Here is a 14,357-nt window from a genome sequence, read left to right as displayed (position 1 = left end):
CCATCCGACCCCGCCCGACCGCCCAACCCGGCCCCGCCGCCCAACCCCAACCCGGCCGAAGCGGAACCCGCCCCAACAGAAGAGGTCGGAGGGTGAGGACGTCCCCCCGCCGCCGTCAAGCCGTAGCGGAGTGAGCGAGGAACGAGCGAGCGTGAGCGAGGCGGCGGGGGGACGTCCTCACCCTCCGACCGGACGGAACCAGAAGAAGGCCCAAGGATCGCGAACGCCCGAGCCGCCGCAGCCACACCGTCGACCGACGCATGGAACTCAGCCCCGACCCGCCGCAGCGGCAGATACACCTCAGGCGCCAGCACCAGCACGGCAAGCGCCGGCTCCAGCAACATGGCGCCCTCGACGAGCCGCAGCCCCACGCCGACGGCGATGATCGCCACCGAAAGTGTCGTGAGCAGCTCCAGCACCATCGAGGAGAGGAACGCGATCCGCAGCGTCCCCATGGTCGCCCTGCGGGACGCGTCGCCGAGCGCCCGCACCCGCTCGCCCGGCCCCAAGGACCGCCCGAAGGCGCGGAGCGTCGGCAGCCCGGCGACGAGGTCGAGCACCTGGGTGCCGAGCCGTTCGACGGTCGCCAGCCGCCGCTCCGACGCCCCCGCGGTCAGCCGCCCGACGAGCACCATGAAGATGGGCACGAGCGGCAGCGTGACGACGAGGATCACCGCGGATACCCAGTCCAGGCCGAGCACGACGGCCACGAGGGCCGGCGTGAGCAGCGCGGTCAGCACGAGCTGCGGCACGTACCGCACGAGGTACGGCTCGAGCGCGTCGAGCCCGCGGGTCGCCAGGGTCGCGACCTCCGCCTCCGGGCTCGCGCCGTTCCCGCTGCCCGACGCCGGAGCGCCGGCCCCGCCGACCGCCGTCCCGACCGGCGCCCCGACCGCCCGCGGGCCGCGCAGCGCCCAGGCCTCGACCACCGCGCGCCGGAGCTCGGCGATGGTCCGGGCGGCGGCGCGCAGCGCGTACCGCTCCTGTGCCCACGCGACGGCCGCCCGCCCGGCGATCACGAGCGCCAGCCCCGCGAAGGACCGCACCATCGTCGGCCCGGACGTACCGTCCCCGCGTATCACCGGTGCCAGCAGGTCCGCGATGAGCAGGGCCTGCGCGACGATCAGCCCGGCCGCCGCCACGCCGAGCCCGACCGTCAGCACCACGTACCAGCGGGCCGCGCGCACCTCCCGCAGCAGCCGGGGGTCCAGAGGCTTCACGATCCGAGGTTCCCGTACCGGCTCAGAACGCCGACTCCTTGATCTTCTTCCAGGTGAGCCCTGCCGGCGCGGGTATGTGGTCCACGGTCAGCCTGCGGCGGAAGACCCAGTAGGTCCAACCCTGGTACAGGATCACCAGGGGAGTGAGGAAGGCGGCCACCCACGTCATGACGGTCAGGGTGTACGGGGTCGAGGACGCCTCCGCGATGCTGAGGGAGGGCCCGCCGTCCAGGCCGGGCATGACGTCGGGGAACATGGATCCGAAGATCAGGACCACGGCGGCGATGATCGTCGCGGCGGACAGCCCGAACGCCCAGCCTTCGCGCCCGGCACGGTTGGTGAGCGCGACGCCGACCAGGGCGAGTGCGGCGACCGCCACGGCGGCCCACGTCCAGGTGACGGAGAACGCGAGCTGCGCCCAGAGAGCCCATCCGCCGGCCACGACCAGGGCTGCTACCGACAGGACACCCGCGAACCGGCGGGCCCGGGCCCGGATCTCGCCGTCCGTCTTGAGCGCGACGAACACCGTGCCGTGCAGGAGGAACAGCACGAGCGTGGTGGCGCCGCCGAGCAGCGCGAACGGGTTGAGCAGGGCCCAGAACCCGCCCACGTACTGGTGCGTCTCGGAGAGCTGGACGCCGCGGACCAGGTTGGCGAACGCCACGCCCCAGAGGATGGCCGGCGCCCAGGAGCCCACCTGGATGGCGATGTCGCAGCGGCGCGCCCAGACGGCGTCGGCGATCTTGCCGCGGTACTCGAAGGCGACGCCGCGCACGATGAGCGCGACCAGGATGAGCAGCAGTGGTAGGTAGAAGCCGGAGAACATGGTCGCGTACCACTCGGGGAACGCGGCGAAGGTGGCGCCACCGGCGGTGAGGAGCCACACCTCGTTGCCGTCCCACACGGGCCCGATGCTGTTCACCAGCACCCGCCGCTCCTTCTCCCGGTGCGCGGCGTCGCCGCGCGGGAGCAGGGACATGAGCATCCCGACGCCGAAGTCGAAGCCCTCGAGCACGAGGTACCCGGTCCACAGAATCGCGATGATGAAGAACCACACGAGTGCGAGGTCCACGGTCACGTCCTTTGTCAGTCTTGGGTTCTGGCGGAGGTCAGGCGGTGGTCAGTAGGCGAACGAGAGCGGCCGGTCGGTCTCGTCGGCGGCCGCCTCGGGCGACTCGTCGCGCACCGTGGAGGGCACCCCCTCGATCGCGTACCGGTGCATGAGGCGGTACCAGATCACGGCCAGCACGCCGTAGAGCAGCGTGAACACGATCATCGAGGTGAGCACCATGCCGGGGCTCACCACCTCCGAAACACCGCGCATGGTGAGCAGCCGGACCTGGTCGATGCCCGTGGGGTTGGGGGCGACCACCCAGGGCTGGCGCCCCATCTCGGTGAAGATCCACCCGAACGACGACGCGATGAACGGTGTCGGGATCGCGGCGATCCCGAGACGGGCGAACCACGGGTTGTCGGTGACGCGGCCGCCGCGGGTGAGCCAGAGCGCGGCCAGGGCGAGGAGCGCGGACCCGGCGGCGAACCCGATCATGAGCCGGAAGCTCCAGTACGTCACGGCGAGGTTCGGCGTGTACGAGATGGGGTTTCCGGCGTCGTCGGTCTCGCCGTACCGCTGGGAGTACTGCTCCTGGACGTCGTTGACGCCGGGCAGGTAGCTGTCCTCGCCGGAGAAGCTGCCCGTGCCGAGGTAGCTGGCCAGACCCGGCACCTCCAGGATGTGCCGGACGCCCTCGCACGAGTTGGACAGGTCGCCGATGGTGAGGATCGAGAAGTTCGCGGCCTCCTCGCCCTCGCACAGCGCCTCGGCCGAGGCCATCTTGCCCGGCTGCTGCTCGAACATCAGCTTGCCCTGGACGTCACCCGTCAGGGCGACGCCGGCCCCGGAGACCAGCATGACCACGGTGCCCAGGATCACGGCGGGGCGGTAGACGTTGCGGGCGAGCTCGACGGACTCGGCCCGCTTGGTCCGGACCAGGCGCACCATCCACCAGGCGGAGATCCCGGCCACGAACGTGCCCGCGGTCAGGAACGCCGCCGACACGGTGTGCGGGAAGGCGGCCCACAGCGTGTTGTTGCCGAGGATCGCCCAGATCGACTCCATCTCGGCGCGGCCGGTCTCGGGGTTGTAGACGGCGCCCACCGGGTGCTGCATCCACGAGTTGGCAGCCAGGATGAACAGGGCGGACAGGTTCACCGCGACGGCCACGGCCCAGATGCAGGCCAGGTGGACCCGTTTGCTCAACCTGTCCCAGCCGAAGATCCACAGACCGAGGAACGTGGACTCCACGAAGAACGCCGCGAGGGCCTCCATGGCGAGCGGGGCGCCGAACACGTCACCGACGAACCGGGAGTACTCGCTCCAGTTCATCCCGAACTGGAACTCCTGCACGATGCCGGTGACGACGCCGAGGGCGAAGTTGATCAGGAACAGCTTCCCGAAGAACTTGGTCAGCCTCAGCCACCGTTCGTTCCCGGTGCGGACCCAGGCCGTCTGCATGATGGCCACCAGGGGCGCGAGCCCGATGGTGAGCGGCACGAAGATGAAGTGATAGACGGTGATGATGCCGAACTGCCAGCGCGCCAGATCTAGAGCGTCCACTCAGGGCTCCTGTGATGTCTCCGAACGGCGCCCATCCCTGGTCGGTCGGCCTGAACATGCAGGTCCGCGACCACCGCAGGGGTGAGTACCGCTTGTGAATGCCTTCACAAGCACTGTACACGCAGTTCGTCCTCCGGAGGATGGGCCCTTCGGCCCCTATGTCGCGGGCCGGTCGTCCTTCGCCGGGTGGGCTCGGTCTCTTGTGCGATACTTGACGAACCCGCGTAGGCCCACATCCCTGCGCGGCCTGCAGAGTCCATCACTGCCCGCGATCCGCACGCGGTGCCGCTGTCACGACAGAACGTGGCCGCAGGCGTCCGCGAAGATCGCAGGAACAGGGCCGCAGACCGAGACTTCCGCCCGGGTGTGTCGCTTCGCCGCGATGCACAGCCGGACGACCGACCGCCTGGCGGTCCGCGTGGTGTGGGGCGGACGCCGGCTACAGGAGCACCTCACGTGACGCCTTCCAGCACCACCGGTTCGACCATCGGGTCACAGGATGATCACGACGCACCTGAGGCGAACGCCCAGGTCACCACTGGTGGGGAGGCTCCGTCGGGCACGACGCCGGCCAAGCGCCCGCGTCGCCGTGTCACCAGGGCCGTCGTCTCGACGGCGAGCGTCGAGCCCATCGTCGTCGGTTCGTCCGGCCCCGCGGAGACCGCGGCCGAGTCGCAGCCGGTGACCACCGGCGGCACCGCCGTCGTGTCGACCTCGGCAGCCGCCGAGCCCGCCACCAAGCGACCGCGCCGCCGCGCCACGCGGGGTGTCTCTTCCCCGACGGCGCCCGCCGTGGCCGAGCCGACGGCGGCCGAGCCGACGGCGGCCGAGCCGGTCGCCGAGGCCGTTGCCGAGCCCGCCGCAGCGAGCGATCCGGTCCCGACTGAGACAGATGTCACTGTCGAGGCGGCGCCGGTGGTCGAGCCCGAGGCCGACGCGGTCGCGCCGGCGGCCGGCGAGGAGCCCGTGGAGGAGCTGGCGCCCGCCCTCGTCCTCCCCGTGCCCGCGGCGACGCCCGACAGGGCGCCGACGCGCGAGGTCGCGAGCCTCGACGACATCGTCCTGCCCAGCGGCCCGACCGCTGAGACCGAGAAGGCCGCCCCGAAGCGTCGTACGCGCAAGAAGGCGGAGCCGGTGGCAGAGACCCCGGCCGAGCCGGCAGCGGAAGCCGCCCCGAAGCGCGCCCGGTCCCGTCGTAAGCCGGTGACCGCCGAGTCCGTGACCGCCGAGTCCGTCACCGCCGAGCCCGACACCACCGAGCCCGACACCACCGAGCCCGACACCACCGAGCTGGTCGCGGAGACCATGGTCGAGGCAGGACCGGTCGAGGGGGCCCCTGAGGCTCCCGCCGCGGCAGCTCCGGCCGAGGAGCCCTCGGCTACCGAGGCTCCGGCCGAGCAGACGCCGAGGACCCGCGGCCGCCGCAGCAGCCGCCGTCCGGCAGCGGAGCCCACCGTGGCCCCCGCGGCCGAGACACCCGCCGCCGAGGAGCCCGCGCAGCCGACGGTGTCGCCCGCCGCGACGACGTCCGGCACGCGCGTCCCGCGGCTCGCCACCACGGCGCTGCTCTTCCAGGCGCCCGACGAGTCCGCCGCTCGCCGCTCGCGGCGTGCGCAGGCACCCGCAGGCCCGCCGCGTCCGCAGGACCTGACGCCGACGTTCGCCCGCCCGGTCGCTCGCCCTGTCGAGCCGGCCGTCGAGGCGCCCGCGCGTGCGGCGGAGCCCGCCGCCGAGCCCCGGTCCGAGCGCGTGGCCGAGGCCGCACCCGAGCCCCAGGCGGCGTCCGAGGCGCCGGCCGAGCCCAGGGCGCGCCGGTCCGGTTCGCGCCGTGCGGTGCGCCGTACGGGCGGACCCAGCATCGAGCCGGCCGTGCGGCCGGAGGCGCAGGACTCGGCCCCGAGCACGCAGGCCGATGCCGTCGAGCCTGTCGCGGACACCTCCGCAGCGGCGCCCGTCCGCGAGACGAGCGCTGCCGTGCCGTACTTTGTCGCGGCCGAGCTGAGCGAGGACGACGCCGCCGCCGTGGACGAGGTCGGCGCGATCGAGGACGAGCTGGCCGCCGAGGGCGTCGAGCTCGAGGAGCTCGCCCCGGCGGACTTCGAGGAGTACGACGACGAGGAGGTGCGCCCGTCGCGCCGCCGTCGGCGTCGGGGTGGACGCGGCCGCCGTGGCGGCCGCGCGAACCGTCTGGACGACGAGGACGACTCGGCGGACGAGGAGCAGGACGACGACGCCGACGAGGACGCGCAGGCGTCCGACGAGGACGATGACGAGCAGGACTCCGCCCAGGACGCGGCCGACGGTGAGGGTGACGGCGAAGGCGAGGGCGAGGGCGGCAGCCGTCGTCGTCGCCGGCGCCGCCGGGGTACGCGCGGCGAGCGTGCCGAGGCGGCCGCCGTCCGCTCGACCCGCACCGACGAGGTGACCGCGCTCAAGGGGTCCACCCGCCTCGAGGCGAAGCGTCAGCGTCGCCGTGAGGGCCGGGACCACGGGCGTCGTCGCCAGATCATCACCGAGGCCGAGTTCCTGGCCCGCCGCGAGTCGGTGCAGCGGTCGATGATCGTGCGCGAGAAGGACGGCCGCACGCAGATCGCGGTGCTGGAGGACGGCGTCCTCGTCGAGCACTACGTCTCGCAGCAGTCGCAGGCTTCGATGGCCGGCAACGTGTACCTGGGCCGCGTCCAGAACGTGCTGCCCTCCATGGAGGCCGCGTTCGTCGACGTCGGCAAGGGCCGCAACGCCGTGCTGTACGCGGGTGAGGTCAACTGGGACGCCGCAGGCCTCGAGGGCCAGCCGCGCCGGATCGAGCAGGCGCTGAAGTCGGGCGACTCGGTCCTGGTGCAGGTCACCAAGGACCCGATCGGCCACAAGGGCGCCCGGCTCACCAGCCAGGTCACGCTCGCGGGCCGGTACCTGGTGTTCGTGCCGGGCGGCGGCATGACCGGCATCAGCCGCAAGCTGCCCGACACCGAGCGGTCGCGCCTCAAGAAGATCCTCCGCGAGGTGGTCCCCGAGGGCGCCGGCGTCATCGTGCGCACCGCCGCCGAGGGGGCGAGCGAGGACGAGCTGCGCGCCGACGTCGAGCGGCTGCAGGGCCAGTGGGACGCGATCCAGGAGAAGTCGAAGAAGGCCAACGCCCCGGCTCTGCTCCAGGGTGAGCCGGACATGGCCATCCGCGTGGTCCGGGACATCTTCAACGACGACTTCTCGTCGCTGGTGGTGCAGGGCGAGGGCGCGTGGGACGAGATCGCGCACTACGTCGAGGAGCTCGCCCCGGACCTGCGCGAGCGCGTGTCCAAGTGGGTCGAGAACACCGACGTGTTCCACGTGCACCGGGTGGACGAGCAGCTCGCCAAGGGGATGGACCGCAAGGTCTGGCTGCCCTCGGGCGGCTCGCTGGTCATCGACCGCACCGAGGCGATGACGGTCGTGGACGTCAACACCGGCAAGTTCACCGGTGCCGGCGGCACGCTCGAGGAGACCGTGACGCGGAACAACCTCGAGGCGGCCGAGGAGATCGTGCGGCAGCTTCGCCTGCGCGACATCGGCGGCATCATCGTCATCGACTTCATCGACATGGTGCTCGAGTCCAACCGGGACCTCGTGCTGCGTCGTCTGGTCGAGTGCCTCGGCCGGGACCGCACCAAGCACCAGGTGGCGGAGGTGACCTCGCTCGGCCTGGTCCAGATGACGCGCAAGCGTGTGGGCCAGGGCCTCGTCGAGGCGTTCTCCGAGACGTGCGAGCACTGCAAGGGCCGCGGGTTCATCGTGCACGAGGAGCCCATCGAGAAGTCGGGCAACGGCATGGCTTCGGGCGGCGCGCCCGCGTCGTCCGACGAGGGCCCGCGCTCCCCGCGTGCGCGCCGCAAGCGCGGCAAGGAGGGCAGCAAGGTTGCTCCCGTGCCGGAGACCACGCCTGTCGCGAGCCTGCCCGAGGAGCGGTCCGAGGCGCGTGAGGCCGTCAAGGCCACGCTCGCGACCATCGCCGCCGCAGCGCAGCATGCGCACGAGACGAAGGAACCGTCGGACGACGGTCCCGCCACCCTGGACGAGATCCAGCTGCCGAGCGCCGGTGCGTCCAGCACGGCGCCGGCGTCCGCGAGCCCCGGCTCGGCGGCTTCTCCTGACTCACCCGACTCCGCGGGATCGCCGGCGGATGCCGCGCGGTCTGCGAGCGATGCGCCGGAGGGGGGCTCCGACACTGGGCAGTCGGAACCGCCCAAAGGAGCTGGCGACGAGGTCGCCTGAGCACAAGAAGGGTTTCTGGGCGAGGCTGCTCGGCCTCTGACCTGATCCGGACGAGGGTCGCCACCGTGAGGTGGCGGCCCTCGTTTTTGCGTGCCCGGACATGCCTCGTGCAGATCTCCCTTGCGGACCCGGCACGTTCTGTGGTTCATTAGTCGAGTAATGAACCACGGGAGCAGTGAACCGCACGAGACTCGGAGACCCACGATGACCACTACCGCCGTACGGCCGACCGCTACCCGACTGGGGTACGTCGACAACCTGCGGGTGCTGCTGACCGTGCTGGTCCTGGCGCACCACAGCGCCCTGACCTACGGCGCGCTCCCGCTCTGGTACTGGACCGAGCCGAGCACCAGCCCGTCCGGCGTCGCGTTGATGGTGCTGGTGATCGTGAACCAGCTCTATTTCATGGGGTTCTTCTTCCTGCTCTCCGGCCTGTTCGCCCCGGGGTCCGTGGACCGCAAGGGGCCTGGCGCCTTCGCCCGGGACCGGTTGCTCCGGCTCGGCGTCCCGCTGGTGGCCTTCTGGCTGGTTGCCCGCCCGCTGCTGTCCCTACAGAGCTGGCCGGACCACCGCGCGGAGGGGGAGTCGTTCCTGCAGTTCTGGTTCACCGTCGGTGACGTCGGCCCGCTGTGGTTCGCGGAGGTGCTCCTGGTGATGTCGCTCGCATACGCCGCCTACCGCGCGCTGCGCGCCCGCTCGGCGGCACGGTCCGGCATCGTGGACGCTGGTTCGCCGACGACGGTCGACGCCGAGCCTCGCCCGGTCCGCTTCCGTGCGATCGCCGGGCTCGTCGCCGTGCTGACCGTCGCCACGTTCCTCTGGCGCCTCGCGGTCCCGTCCGGGACCTACTGGGAGGTCGTGGGCCTGCCCTCCCCGGCGTACCTGCCGCAGTACGTGATCCTCTTCGTGGTCGGCCTGCTCGCGGTGCGCCGCGGGTGGCTCGCCGCCCTCACCGTGCGGCAGGGGCGCGTGGCGCTGGTCGTGGCGCTCGTCAGCCTGGCGCTGGCGCTCGGTGGCGCCGCCCTCGCGACGGCGCCCGGCGCGGGGCTGCTCGCCCAGCTGGGTGCGAGCCTCGCGGAGAACGTCTTCGCCGTCAGCACGGTAGTGGCCCTCCTGGTCCTGTTCCGGGAGCGGTTCTCGGGCCAGCCCGCGTGGGCTCGCTGGGCGGCGCAGAACTCGTTCGCGGTCTACGTCATCCACCCGCTGGTGCTGGTCGGCGTCGCGATGCTCTTCGCGCCGCTCGTCGCTCCCGCCGGCGTGAAGTTCCTCATCCTGCTCGGCCTCTCGGTGCCGCTGTGCTGGGGCTTCGCCCACCTGCTGCGGAAGATCCCGGGCGTCTCGCGGGTGCTGTGATGTGGAGGCTGGGCCAGCGGGGACTTCGGTCCCTTGCACCGGCCCATCCTTGACTTCGGTCGCTTGCCACGAGATCGGTCAATCAACCGACCGATTTCGTGGCAAGCGACCGAAGTCAAGAGGCCTGGCTTGCAACCGACCGATCTCGGCGGACCAGGCGAGCCGGCAGGTCCAGCCGCGCCTCCTAAAAGCCTTCCGCCCGGTGCGGAGGTCCGGAGAGGATCGGGCGCGTGACACCCGAGATCTACTCCCGAGGCGCGACCGCCGCCGGATTGGCAGTCGCCCTTCGCGGCTGGACGGCTCCCGACCTAGACGCTTTCCGCGCGTGGTTGCGGCCAGAGCACGACTGGCATCGTTGGGACGGTCCCTACTACCCGGTCCTGACCAGCGCCGAGGCCGACACGTTCGTCACGTCGCTCGCACGGGCCAATGGGCTGGCCTGGCCGCCGTCGCCACAGCCGGACGTTGAGCACAGCAGTAGCTGCCAGGATCGGGGGCAGCCGCACAGCAGCTGCTGTGCTCAACGTCCGGGCACGCCGCCGTCGGACAGCCAAGCACTCCCGCCTCGCCGGCTGGTGGTCGACGTCGGTGGTGAGCTCGTCGGGACCGTTGCGTGGTACTGGGAGTCGCGCGAGACCGAGTGGGCGCGCATGGGCGTCACCGTGTACGACCCGGCCGTGCGGGGGCGGGGGATCGGGCGCACCGCGCTCGCGCTGTGGACGACCTTCCTGTTCGCGAGCACGCCGTGGGTACGGCTGGACTTCGCGACGTGGTCGGGCAACGAGGCGATGCTCGGCGTCGGGAAGGCACTGGGCTTCGTGGAGGAGGCGCGGTTCCGCCAGGCCAGGGTGGTCGACGGCGTCCGCCACGACGCGGTGGTCATGGGCGTGCTCCGCGGCGAGTGGCAGGAGTTCCCGGGGCGTCAGTCGGCTGCCGACAGCCGCTCGTAGAACTCGGCGATCGTCCGGGAGAAGAGCTCCGGCTCCTGCTGGTTCCACGGGTGGCCGACCCGAGGGACGATCCGCAGCTCGGCGTTCGGGATCGTCCTGGCGAGCTCCCGCGCGGGTGCGAGGTTGGCGAAGTCGCGGCTGCCGCACAGGACGAGCGTCGGTGCCTGGATGTCCGCCAGCCCCTCGCGGAAGTTCATGTCCGCGACCACCTGGAGGGCCCCGAGCCACTGCTCCTTGGTCAGGACCATGCGTTCGGCGGCGCGTTCCGGCAGCATCCGGACGATCGTCCGCTGGATCGCCATGAGCGCGGGAGGCACGCGGACCTGGCTGCCCGAGAGCACGAGGGAGGCGACCCGTTCGGGAAAGTCGAGCACGAGCTGGGTCGCCGTCATCGCGCCGAGCGACAGGCCGCAGACGTGCGCCCGCTCGATTCCGTGCTCGTCGAGCAGTTCCCGCAGCGCCCGTGCCGCCCTCGTGAACGTGAAGGCGCCGGGCGTCGCGGCACGGTCGAGCCCGGGGATGTCCGGGGCCAGGCCGGTGAACCCGGCGGGCAGGGCGCGCAGCTGCGCCTCCCACGGATCGATGCCGGCACCCAGTCCCGGCAGGAACAACACGGTCTCGACGTCGGCGGCCATGCTCGTCAACATAATCGAATGGTTGACTGGCGACCATGGAAGACGGCCTGGGCGCTGGGCGCCTCGAAGTGATCGCCGGCCCCATGTTCGCGGGCAAGTCCGAGGAGCTGCTGCGCCGGGTGCGGCGTGCCCGGATCGCCCGGCGGGGGGTGCTGGTGGTGAGTCATTCGCTCGACGCCCGCAGGGGGCTGGGCAGGGTGACCTCGCACTCGGGTCAGGGTGTGCCCTCGCACACGGTGTCGGACGCCGCGGAGATCCTCGTCCTGCTCGACGCCGACGCCGACGCCGAGACCGCGACCGAGCTCGTCGCCGTCGACGAGGCGCAGTTCTTCGGCGCGGGCCTCGTGCCCGTGGCCTCGGAGCTTGCCCGCCGCGGGCTCGTGGTGGTGGTCGCCGGGCTGTCCGTCACGTTCGACGGGCAGCCCTTCTCGCCCCTGCCCGAGCTGATGGCGCTCGCCGAGTCGGTGGAGAAGCTCACCGCCGTCTGCTCGGTGTGCGGCGCGGACGCGGCCTTCCACGTCCGGGTGCCGGGTGCACCACTGGTGACCGACGCCGACACTGCCGACGACGCGGGCGACGCGCTGGTACCGGTCGCCGCGCACGTCGGCGGCTCGGAGTCGTACGAGGCGCGCTGCCGTCGGCACGCGGGGCGCGCAGAAGGGCGCGAGTGACCGGTAGACACTGAAGCCCTGGCGGCCGCTCGCGCCCTTCGGCGCGGCGAGGTCTGCTGCTGCCCCGAGGGTCAGACCTTGCGGAGCGAGTGGTACTCCGGGCAGTCGAACGGGTCGCGTGCCGCGAGCCCCACCCGGTTCAGGTAGTTGACGACGAGCAGGTACGAGTGCGCCAGGGTCGTCTCCGTGTAGGGGATGCCGACGTTGGCGCAGTGCTCCCGGACGATCACGGCGGTCCGGATGAGGTGCGGCCGCGGCATGCTCGGGAACAGGTGGTGCTCGGTCTGGAAGTTGAGCCCGCCCATGAGGATGTTCATGAACCAGCCACCCCTGATGTTGCGCGAGGTGAGCACCTGCTTCGAGAGGAAGTCGAGCTTGCTGTCGGCGGGGATGATCGCCATGCCCTTGTGGTTCGGGGCGAACGACGCGCCCATGTAGACGCCGAAGACGGCCATCTGGACGCCGAGGAACGCGAAGGCCATGCCGACCGGCAGTACCAGCATCAGGACAGCGATGTACACGCTGAGGCGTACCGCGATGGTCACGAGCTCGCCCACGCGGGACCGGAGCGTCTCCGGCGTTCCCTGGAACAGCGACTGGATCGAGGTCACGTGCAGGTTCAGGCCCTCGAGTGTGAGGAGGGGGAAGAACAGCCAGCCCTGGTAGCGGTTGATCCACCGCTTGAGCCCGCGGTGCTGGCGGACCCCCTCCTCGGTGAAGGCGATCGTGTCGTTCGCGATGTCCGGGTCCTTGCCGACCCGGTTCGGGTTCGCGTGGTGCCGGGTGTGCTTGTTCATCCACCACGAGTAGCTGATGCCGACCACGGCGTTGGCCAGGAAGCGGCCGAGCTGGTCGTTACGGCGTCCGGACTCGAGGACCTGGCGGTGCGACGCCTCGTGCGCGACGAAGGCGAACTGCGTCAGCACCAGGCCGAGCGCTCCTGCCATGAGGAGCTGGAACCAGGAGTCGCCCAGCAGGACGAATCCCGTGATGATCCCGCCGAGCGCGACGGTGAGCGCGGCGAGGGTCCAGGCGTAGTAGCGGTGCGCCCGGTTGAGCAGTCCGGCGTCGCGCACGGTGCGTGCCAGCGACGTGTACGTGCTGGTCACCGGCTGCGCATTGGGGTCGCGGGGTTTCGTCGGGCGGAAACCGTCGCGGACGAGGGGGGCAGCTTGGGCCATGTGGTCCTCACATGCTCGGTGTCGACTTCTCAGTCGTGGAATCGGACGATCTCGTCCATCACGCAGATACCGAGGAGCCTACGGGACCGTAGGTTAGGGCCGCGAGAGGCAGTTGTGGACGCTTCGCGAAGGCTTTTAGACGATGCATTGACCGGAACTTGCCGATTCCATTCCGAAATGACCTTGAAAATCCGATTTGCACGGACTTTCGCTCACGGCTCGGGGTCCTCGATGAGCGGCACGAACCGGTACCCGCCGTGGTCGGTCGCGCGGGTGCGTCCGTCGGGCAGTCGCTCGATGAGCAGCAGCGTCGTCCGGATGGGGATGACCATGCGGCCGCCGTAGCCGATCTGGTCCACCAGCGCCCGCGGCAGCGCGGGCGCCGAGGCGGACACGAGGATCCGGTCCCAGCCGTTGGGCCGGGGATGGCCGAGCATGCCGGGCGTGGCCTGCTCGATGCTCGCCCAGCTCATCGCGGTGCGTCCGAGGTTGGCCGCGCCCCACTCGGCGAGCCTGCTGTCACGCTCCACGCCGAGCACCGAGCCCTGGGGCCCGGTGAGATAGGCCAGCAGCGCGGTGGTCCAGCCGGACCCCGAGCCGACGTCGAGCACGCGCGCGCCGAGCGGTACGCGCAGCAGGCGGAGCATGGCGGCGACCGTCGCGGGCTGCGAGGAGGTCTGCCCGCGCCCGATGGGCAGCGGCCGGTCCTCGTGCGCGAGCGGCCGCTGGGAGCGCGGCAGGAACTCCCGGCGGGGGACCGCGCGCATGGCGCGTTCGATGTCGTCGTGCACTGCTACTGGTTCAGAGACCATCGGGATCACCTGATCCCAGGGTAGGCACAGGCCGATCGAGGTCGCCAGGTGCTGGCCCGGGCGGTCTGGCACCTGGCCATGGTGGAGGGTCCGCGGCAGAGGGTGGGCAAGACCACGTCTCTGCCGGTTTGAACCCGTCGAGGGCGTCGCGTAACCTAGTGCTTCGGTGTGCTGTCTGCGCACCCGTCCTGCGTGCCCATGGCGCACCGCACTCGACCGCCGCGGCGGAGCGAGTCACAGCAAAGCCGGTGGATCCCGTCGTGCGCGCACGCCAAGACTAGAGAGATGAGTTGAACGTGGTTTACGCGATCGTCAAGGCTGGTGGCCGTCAGGAGAAGGTGTCCGTCGGGAGCATCGTCGTCATGGACCGTGTCCAGGCGAAGCCCGGTGAGACCCTCGAGCTCACGGCCCTCCTGCTCGTGGACGGGGAGAAGGTGACCACCGACGCGAAGAAGCTGGCGAAGGTCAAGGTCACCGCTGAGGTCGTTCGGGACGAGAAGGGTCCCAAGATCACGATCCTCAAGTACAAGAACAAGACCGGCTACCGCAAGCGTCAGGGCCACCGTCAGTCGCTGACCCGGCTCAAGGTCACCGGCATCAAGTGACTTCCGCTGCGGGACTCCTCTGACGAGTGAGCCCGCGCGTGATCCAGATACTTCTTCTTCTCCTT

Annotated in this window: 11 protein-coding genes; 5 read left to right on the top strand and 6 right to left on the bottom strand. The window is 71.2% G+C overall.

Features of this window, described 5'->3' with window-relative positions:
* The 3 genes from ACFO6V_RS10960 to ACFO6V_RS10950 form a co-directional block, all read right to left on the bottom strand.
* Nucleotides 1–1,220, bottom strand: a 1,220-nt coding sequence (locus ACFO6V_RS10960) for an ABC transporter transmembrane domain-containing protein (RefSeq protein WP_377135145.1), incomplete at its 3' end; no start/stop codon positions are given.
* A gap of 22 nt (nt 1,221–1,242) precedes the next feature.
* The gene (gene cydB / locus ACFO6V_RS10955) at nt 1,243–2,292 is read right to left on the bottom strand and encodes a cytochrome d ubiquinol oxidase subunit II (protein WP_377135143.1); all 1,050 of its coding nucleotides are present in this window, start codon (nt 2,290–2,292) and stop codon (nt 1,243–1,245) included.
* A gap of 48 nt (nt 2,293–2,340) precedes the next feature.
* Nucleotides 2,341–3,837: a cytochrome ubiquinol oxidase subunit I gene (locus ACFO6V_RS10950; protein WP_377135141.1), complete on the bottom strand. Its 1,497-nt coding sequence runs from the start codon at nt 3,835–3,837 to the stop codon at nt 2,341–2,343.
* A 456-nt stretch (nt 3,838–4,293) separates the two neighbouring features.
* On the opposite strand from ACFO6V_RS10950, the gene ACFO6V_RS10945 reads away from it, so the two are divergent.
* The 3 genes from ACFO6V_RS10945 to ACFO6V_RS10935 all read left to right on the top strand — a co-directional run bounded on the left by ACFO6V_RS10945 (nt 4,294) and on the right by ACFO6V_RS10935 (nt 10,388).
* The gene (locus tag ACFO6V_RS10945) at nt 4,294–8,085 is read left to right on the top strand and encodes an Rne/Rng family ribonuclease (RefSeq protein ID WP_417715006.1); all 3,792 of its coding nucleotides are present in this window, start codon (nt 4,294–4,296) and stop codon (nt 8,083–8,085) included.
* Nucleotides 8,086–8,289: 204 nt separating this feature from the next.
* The gene (locus tag ACFO6V_RS10940) at nt 8,290–9,438 is read left to right on the top strand and encodes an acyltransferase family protein (protein WP_377135139.1); all 1,149 of its coding nucleotides are present in this window, start codon (nt 8,290–8,292) and stop codon (nt 9,436–9,438) included.
* Nucleotides 9,439–9,668: 230 nt separating this feature from the next.
* Complete coding sequence (locus ACFO6V_RS10935) at nt 9,669–10,388, top strand: GNAT family N-acetyltransferase (RefSeq protein ID WP_377135137.1); 720 nt, start codon at nt 9,669–9,671, stop codon at nt 10,386–10,388.
* On the opposite strand, the gene ACFO6V_RS10930 is transcribed toward ACFO6V_RS10935, so the two are convergent.
* Entirely contained in the window at nt 10,361–11,023 is a 663-nt protein-coding gene (locus ACFO6V_RS10930; RefSeq protein ID WP_377135135.1) for an alpha/beta fold hydrolase, read from the bottom strand. The genes ACFO6V_RS10935 and ACFO6V_RS10930 overlap by 28 nt on opposite strands.
* A gap of 35 nt (nt 11,024–11,058) precedes the next feature.
* On the opposite strand from ACFO6V_RS10930, the gene ACFO6V_RS10925 reads away from it, so the two are divergent.
* Nucleotides 11,059–11,694 carry a thymidine kinase gene (locus tag ACFO6V_RS10925; RefSeq protein ID WP_377135133.1) on the top strand — a complete coding sequence of 212 codons (636 nt, stop codon included), beginning with the start codon at nt 11,059–11,061 and terminating at the stop codon, nt 11,692–11,694.
* 71 nt (nt 11,695–11,765) lie between these two features.
* Here the strand turns inward: ACFO6V_RS10925 and ACFO6V_RS10920 are convergent, their stop codons facing one another.
* Both ACFO6V_RS10920 and ACFO6V_RS10915 read right to left on the bottom strand, forming a co-directional pair.
* On the bottom strand, nt 11,766–12,803 hold the full coding sequence (locus ACFO6V_RS10920) for a fatty acid desaturase family protein (protein ID WP_377135131.1): 1,038 nt from the start codon (nt 12,801–12,803) through the stop codon (nt 11,766–11,768).
* Nucleotides 12,804–13,087: 284 nt separating this feature from the next.
* A complete protein-coding gene (locus tag ACFO6V_RS10915; protein WP_377135129.1) occupies nt 13,088–13,687 on the bottom strand; it encodes a protein-L-isoaspartate O-methyltransferase family protein in 600 nt (199 codons plus the stop codon).
* Nucleotides 13,688–13,983: 296 nt separating this feature from the next.
* On the opposite strand from ACFO6V_RS10915, the gene rplU reads away from it, so the two are divergent.
* Complete coding sequence (rplU, locus tag ACFO6V_RS10910) at nt 13,984–14,292, top strand: 50S ribosomal protein L21 (protein ID WP_357505196.1); 309 nt, start codon at nt 13,984–13,986, stop codon at nt 14,290–14,292.
* Nucleotides 14,293–14,357: the final 65 nt, after the last annotated feature.

This window comes from Promicromonospora alba (assembly GCF_042654905.1).
Lineage (GTDB): Bacteria > Actinomycetota > Actinomycetes > Actinomycetales > Cellulomonadaceae > Promicromonospora > Promicromonospora alba.
The sequence above is the reverse complement of the archived record's forward strand: the minus strand, read 5'-3'. Positions and strand labels throughout refer to the sequence as shown.

Coding starts and splice junctions, on each gene's coding strand:
- ACFO6V_RS10940 (WP_377135139.1), top strand. CDS start 8,290: ATGACCACTACCGCCGTACGGCCGACCGCTACCCGACTGGGGTACGTC.
- ACFO6V_RS10915 (WP_377135129.1), bottom strand. CDS start 13,687: ATGGTCTCTGAACCAGTAGCAGTGCACGACGACATCGAACGCGCCATG.
- ACFO6V_RS10930 (WP_377135135.1), bottom strand. CDS start 11,023: ATGGCCGCCGACGTCGAGACCGTGTTGTTCCTGCCGGGACTGGGTGCC.
- ACFO6V_RS10925 (WP_377135133.1), top strand. CDS start 11,059: ATGGAAGACGGCCTGGGCGCTGGGCGCCTCGAAGTGATCGCCGGCCCC.